Raw genomic sequence first — 5629 nt, 5'->3', positions numbered from 1 at the left:
CGGTAAGCGTGGAGGGAGTAGATGGCGAGGCCGGACCAGATGAAGAAAAAGCAGATCAGGTGGGTCCTGGTGAAGGTCTCGCCATAGAAGCTGACCGCCAGGAGAAAGTGGATGGTGGGGGTTATGTACTGGAGAAAGCCTACCGTCGCCAGCTTCAGCCTGCTGGCGGCAGCGGCGAAGAGGAGTAACGGAACGGCGGTGATGACACCGGACAGGGCGATGAGAACATCCAGACCGGTGGACGAAGCGAGGAAAATGCTCCTCCCGGCCCGCTGGAGGTAGATGACATAGAGGAGGGCCACGGGAGCGAGGAGAAGCGTCTCCACCGTCAGACCCAACAGCGGCTCCACCTTCAGCCATTTCCTGATCAGGCCGTACAGCCCGAAGGAAATGGCCAGCACCAGCGCGATGGTCGGGAAGGCTCGGTAATGAACGGAGAGGTAGAGTACGCCGGTAGCGGCCAGCGCCAGGCTGACCCATTGCGGGCGCTCCAGCCTCTCCCCCAGGAAGAGGAACCCGAGGAGCACGCTGACCAGCGGATTAATGAAGTAGCCGAGGCTCGACTGGAGCAGTTCGCCTGCCTCGACCGCATAGATGAATACCAGCCAGTTGGTCGCGATCAGCAAGGTCGTCGCCACCAATCCCCCAACGAGCCTCGGCGTCTTCAAGATGCCAAGCATGCTGCGCCAGGCTCCTTTCCAGATGATCAACAAGAGCAGGAAGCCGAGCGACCACACGATGCGGTGGGAAACCATCTCCAACGGCGGGACGAGCTTGACCGCCTTGAAGTAGACGGGGAAAAAGCCCCAGACTATATAGGCCAGCAGGCCGTAGGTGATCCCCTTACGCGTTTCCATCCGCCTCCCCTCCCCTTGCAGCGATTCGGGTGAAGAGATAGAGCCCGGAAAGGATCAACGCGCCTCCGGCAAGCTGCCGCGGAGTCGGGTTCTCGCCCAGGAAAATCGCCGACCAGAGCACCGCCCCCAGCGGCTCGCCGAGAATGCTTACCGATACCACCGACGCCTGGACATAGCGCAACGCCCAATTGAAGACCGTATGCCCCAGCACCGTGCAGACCAGGGCCAGCGCCGCGAAGATCAGCCAATCCTGCCACGGGTACGGGTAGAAAGGGAGCCGGCAACCGAGGGCCGCGACGGCCAAGGTTAATGAACTGGCACCGTAGGTGACAAAGGTGTAGCCGGTGAGGCCGACATCGCCACGGAGCTTCCTCCCCAACAGGATGTACCCAGAGACCAGTGCCGCGGCGAGGAGAGCCAGGAGGTCGCCGAGGAAGGCCTGCTGGCCCAGCCTGAAATCGGACGCGCCGATCACCGTGCTTCCAAGGAAGGCGAGCAGGCCGCCGTAAAGGGCCTTCCTCGGCACGCGCTCGTTGAAGAAGAGCCGGGACCCGATGACCACGAATACCGGCTGGGTGGTGACCAGGACCACGGAACTGGCGATGGAAGTGTACCTGAGCGAGGTAAACCAGGTGACGAAATGGAGCGCCAGGAAGACGCCGCTTCCCGCGGCAAGCATCACCTGGCGGCGGGTCATCGACCGGAGAGCCGAATTTCCGGAAAGGGAAAACGGGGCAAGGATACAGAACGTAAAGATGAGCCGGTAGGCGGCGATGATCAGCGGCGGAGCGCTGGATACCCTGACCAGGACGGAGGAGAAGGAGACAGCAAAAACCCCTACCAGGATGGCCAGATAGGGGTTGATCCACGGAGTGGTCGTGGCTACGGCCCTATTCCCCAAGATAGGCCTTCCTCACTTCGGGGTTGGTGGCAAGTTCGCCGGCATCTCCATGCAGCACGACCGCCCCCGTCTCCAGCACATAGGCGCGATGCGCGATGGAGAGCGCCATGTTGGCGTTCTGCTCCACCAGCAATACGGTGGTACCGCCTTCGTTGATCTCCTGGATGATCTGGAAGATCTGCTCCACCAGCATCGGCGCAAGCCCCATGGAAGGCTCGTCCAGCAGCAGGAGCTTCGGGCGCGACATGAGCGCGCGCCCCATGGCCAGCATCTGCTGCTCCCCGCCCGAAAGGGTCTTGGCAGCCTGTTTCTTGCGCTCGTTCAGGCGCGGGAAGCGCTGGAAGATCTTCTCCATGTCGGAGGCGATCCCGTCCCTGTCGCTCCTGGTGAAGGCGCCCATCTCGAGGTTCTCCAGCACGGTCATCTTGGAGAAGACCCGACGCCCTTCCGGCACCTGCGAGATCCCGAGCTTCACGATTTCATGGGGTGGCTTGCGGGTGATATCGGTGCCCTTGTACAGCACCTGTCCTGCGACAGCGGGGACGATGTTGGAAATGGTATTGAGGATGGTGGTCTTCCCGGCGCCGTTCGCCCCGATGAGGGCCACGATCTCACCGTCGTTGATGTGGAAGGAAACGTGCTGCAGCGCCTTGATCGCTCCGTAATTGACACTTACCTTTTCGACCTTAAGCATGCCCAGCCGCTCCTTTGCCGAGGTAGGCCTCGATCACCTTCGGGTTGGTGCGTATCTCCTCCGGAGTCCCCTCCGCGATCTTCACACCATAATCAAGGACCGCGATCCGGTCGGAGATCCCCATCACGAACTTCATGTCGTGCTCCACCAGGAAGACGGTGACGCCGCTCTTGCTGATCGCCTGGACCATCTCCAGGAGTACCTGCTTTTCCTGGGGGTTCATGCCGGCTGCCGGCTCGTCGAGGAGGATGACCTGCGGCTTGAGAGCCAGGGCGCGGGCGATCTCAAGGCGGCGCTGCTCCCCGTAAGGGAGGTTTCCCGCCAAGTCCTCGGCCTTGTGGTCCAGTCCGACCCGCTTCAGGCATTCCATGGCCAGGTCGTGAAGTTCAGCCTCCTCCCGGCGGACCCAGGGGGTGAACTTCAAGATGGCGCCGGTGAGATCGAAGCTCCCCCTGGTATGGGCGCCGATCAGCACGTTCTCCAGCACGGTAAGCTGGGTGAAGAGCCTGATGTTCTGGAAGGTCCTCCCGATCCCGCCGGCGGCGATATGATAGGGGGTCTTGCCGGCGATGCTGCGATCCTGGAAAGAGATCCTTCCGGAGGTCGGGGTGTAGATGCCGGTGATCAGGTTGAAGAGCGTACTCTTGCCTGCGCCGTTGGGCCCGATGAGGGATACGATGTCGCCCCTGTTCACGGTGAGGTTGACTTTATCGACCGCCACCAACCCGCCGAAGCGGATGGTGACCTCTTCCAGTTTCAGAATTGACATGCTTTGCTCTCGCTAAGATCTCTTCTTCGCCAATCCGAAGGCGCGAAGTACCAGCCGGGTGAAGTTGACGCCGCCGAGAAGCCCGTTGGGGCGAAATACCATCAGGAAGACCAGCAGCGCCCCGTAAACCAGCATGCGGTACTGGGACATGAAGCGCAGGAATTCCGGCGCCGAGGCCAGCACCGAAGCGCCGATCACGGTGCCGGGTACGCTCCCCAGACCGCCGAGAACGACCATGCTGAGGATATCGACCGACTTGAGGAAGCCGAAATCGGAGGGGTTGATGTAGCTCAGGAAGTGCCCGTAGAGACCGCCACCGATGCCGGCCATGAAGGAGCCCAGGGCGAAGGCCTGGATCTTGTACCTCGTGGTGTTGATACCCATCGCCTCCGCGGCGATCTCGTCCTCACGGATCGCCTTGAGCGCGCGCCCGAAACGCGACGACTGCACGAAGGTGACCAGCACGATCCCCACGATGGCAACCGCCCAGACGTAGATAGGCATGGGTATCGAGGTCCTGGCGTTCGGGACCGTCAGCCCCAGGGCCTTGTTGGTCGGCTCGAAGTTCAGGAAGAAGACCTTGACGATCTCGGCGAAGCCCAAGGTGCAGATGGCCAGGTAATCGCCGGTCAGCCTGAGAATCGGGAAGCCGATGATGGCGGCCACCAGGGCGGTGACGACGCCGGTCACTGCCAGGTTGGCTATGAAGGGAAGGCCGGTCTTGATGGTGACGAGGGCGCTGGTGAAGGCGCCGATGCTCATGAAGGCGGCGTGCCCCAGTGACAGCTGTCCGGCAACTCCGACAATGACGTTAAGTCCCAGCGCGAGGATGATGGCGACCCCGATATTGACCAGGATCTGCATCAGGTACGGGTCGATCGAAGCGACCAGGCTCTGCAGGAGATCTCCCATCTATCTACACCTTCTTGGTAATTTTCTGCCCCAGCAGTCCGGTGGGCTTGACGAGCAGGACAAGCACCAGGATGGCGAAGGCGATCGCGTCACGATAGGAGGAGTACCCGATGGCCACCCCGAAGACCTCGGAGATGCCGAGGAGCAGCCCACCGAGCATGGCGCCCGGGATCGATCCTATCCCGCCGAGGACAGCCGCCGCAAAGGCCTTGAGACCCGCCATGAGCCCCATGTTGAAGGAAACGGCGTTGAAGAGGACGCCGACCAGCACCCCGCCCGCCGCCGCCAGCGCGGAGCCGAGGGCGAAGGTGAAGGAGATGACCCGGTTGACGTTGATTCCCATGAGCGCCGCGGTGTTGTAGTCCTCGGAGGTCGCCCGCATGGCCTTGCCGATCTTGGTCTTCTGCACGATGAACTCGAGGCCGATCATGAGGCAGGCTGCGACGCCGATGATGAGCAGCTGCAGGGTCGATATTTCGGCGGAGCCCACGTTGATCTGCTGCACTGGGAAGGTGTTGTCGGGGTAACCCTTGGCGTCGGCACCAAATACCATGAGCGCGAGCGAGGAAAGGAAGATCGAGACGCCGATGGCGGATATCAGGGCCGAAAGACGGGATGACTTCCGCAAGGGGCGGTAGGCGATCAGCTCGATCAGCACCCCCATGATCATGCAGAAGATCATGGCGCCGACGATGGCGAAGAAGATGTTGACCTTGAAGAAGGAGATCAGCAGCAGGCCGACGAAGGCCCCGACCATGAAGACTTCGCCGTGGGCGAAGTTGATCAGGGTGATGATGCCGTAGACCATGGTGTAGCCTAGGGCAATGAGCGCATAGACGCTTCCGAGGGCCACGCCGTTGATTAGCTGTTGGAGGAACATGCTTTTCCTATGCCCTCGCCCTTTGGGGAGGGGCAAGGGTGAGGGAGATTTTCACCCGGAGAATTACCTTAGCATCGACACTTTAAAGCAAAGCTTTAACGAAAAAGCTGGGCGCCGCACAAAATCCCCCCCGTCCCCCCTTTGTCAAGGGGGGAGCCCCTAGGCCACCATCGTCAAGCATTTCAGGAAGGAGGCTTTCACCTTTCACCTTTCACCTTTCACCTTTCACCTTTCACCTTTCACCTTTCACCTTTCACCTTTCACCTTTCACCTTTCACCTCAACAGCCTAATCCATCTTGACCGGGACCTTGGCCTTCAGGATGAACTTGCCGCCCTTCACCATGAGGAGGCTCAGCGGGCTCTTGATCGGCTCCCTGTTGGCCTGCATGCTGATGGTTCCGGAAACACCCTCGAATTTCTTGGTCTTTGCCAGGGCATCCTTGAAGACTTTGGGGTCGATGCTGTTGGCCCGCTTCATCGCATCGACAAGGAGCATGACCCCGTCGTATCCCTGGGCATCGAAGAGGCCCGGAAGCTCTCCGTTGTGCTTGGACTTGAAGGACTGAATAAACGCGGCAGTCTGCGGCGACGCCTGTTCAGTGGAGAAGCCAAGGG

At 60.9% G+C, this 5629-nt stretch carries 7 protein-coding genes; all 7 read right to left on the bottom strand.

Going from position 1 to position 5629, the window contains the following annotated elements; all coding sequences use genetic code 11:
• Positions 1-857: EamA family transporter RarD (rarD, locus tag AC11W3_RS09540; protein WP_484092917.1), on the bottom strand; the 857-nt coding region annotated here is incomplete at its 3' end.
• Positions 844-1758 (bottom strand): DMT family transporter, encoded by a 915-nt coding sequence (locus AC11W3_RS09535; RefSeq protein ID WP_484092916.1) that lies wholly within the window; start codon positions 1756-1758, stop codon positions 844-846. The genes rarD and AC11W3_RS09535, both read right to left, overlap by 14 nt.
• Positions 1748-2452, bottom strand: coding sequence for an ABC transporter ATP-binding protein (locus AC11W3_RS09530; RefSeq protein WP_484088617.1), 705 nt, complete (start codon positions 2450-2452; stop codon positions 1748-1750). Before AC11W3_RS09530 ends, AC11W3_RS09535 begins: the two co-directional genes overlap by 11 nt.
• Positions 2445-3221, bottom strand: a complete 777-nt coding sequence (locus AC11W3_RS09525; protein ID WP_484088618.1) for an ABC transporter ATP-binding protein — start codon at positions 3219-3221, stop codon at positions 2445-2447. The genes AC11W3_RS09530 and AC11W3_RS09525 overlap by 8 nt, the downstream gene beginning before the upstream one ends.
• A gap of 12 nt (positions 3222-3233) precedes the next feature.
• Complete coding sequence (locus AC11W3_RS09520; RefSeq protein WP_484088619.1) at positions 3234-4133, bottom strand: branched-chain amino acid ABC transporter permease; 900 nt, start codon at positions 4131-4133, stop codon at positions 3234-3236.
• 4 nt (positions 4134-4137) lie between these two features.
• Positions 4138-5013, bottom strand: coding sequence for a branched-chain amino acid ABC transporter permease (locus AC11W3_RS09515; RefSeq protein WP_484088620.1), 876 nt, complete (start codon positions 5011-5013; stop codon positions 4138-4140).
• Between the two features lie 287 nt (positions 5014-5300).
• Positions 5301-5629: ABC transporter substrate-binding protein (locus tag AC11W3_RS09510; protein ID WP_484092915.1), on the bottom strand; the 329-nt coding region annotated here is incomplete at its 5' end.

The sequence above is a fragment of the Geomonas sp. genome (assembly GCF_056994735.1).
Note: the sequence above shows the minus strand (reverse complement) of the source record. Positions and strands in the feature narration are given on the sequence as shown.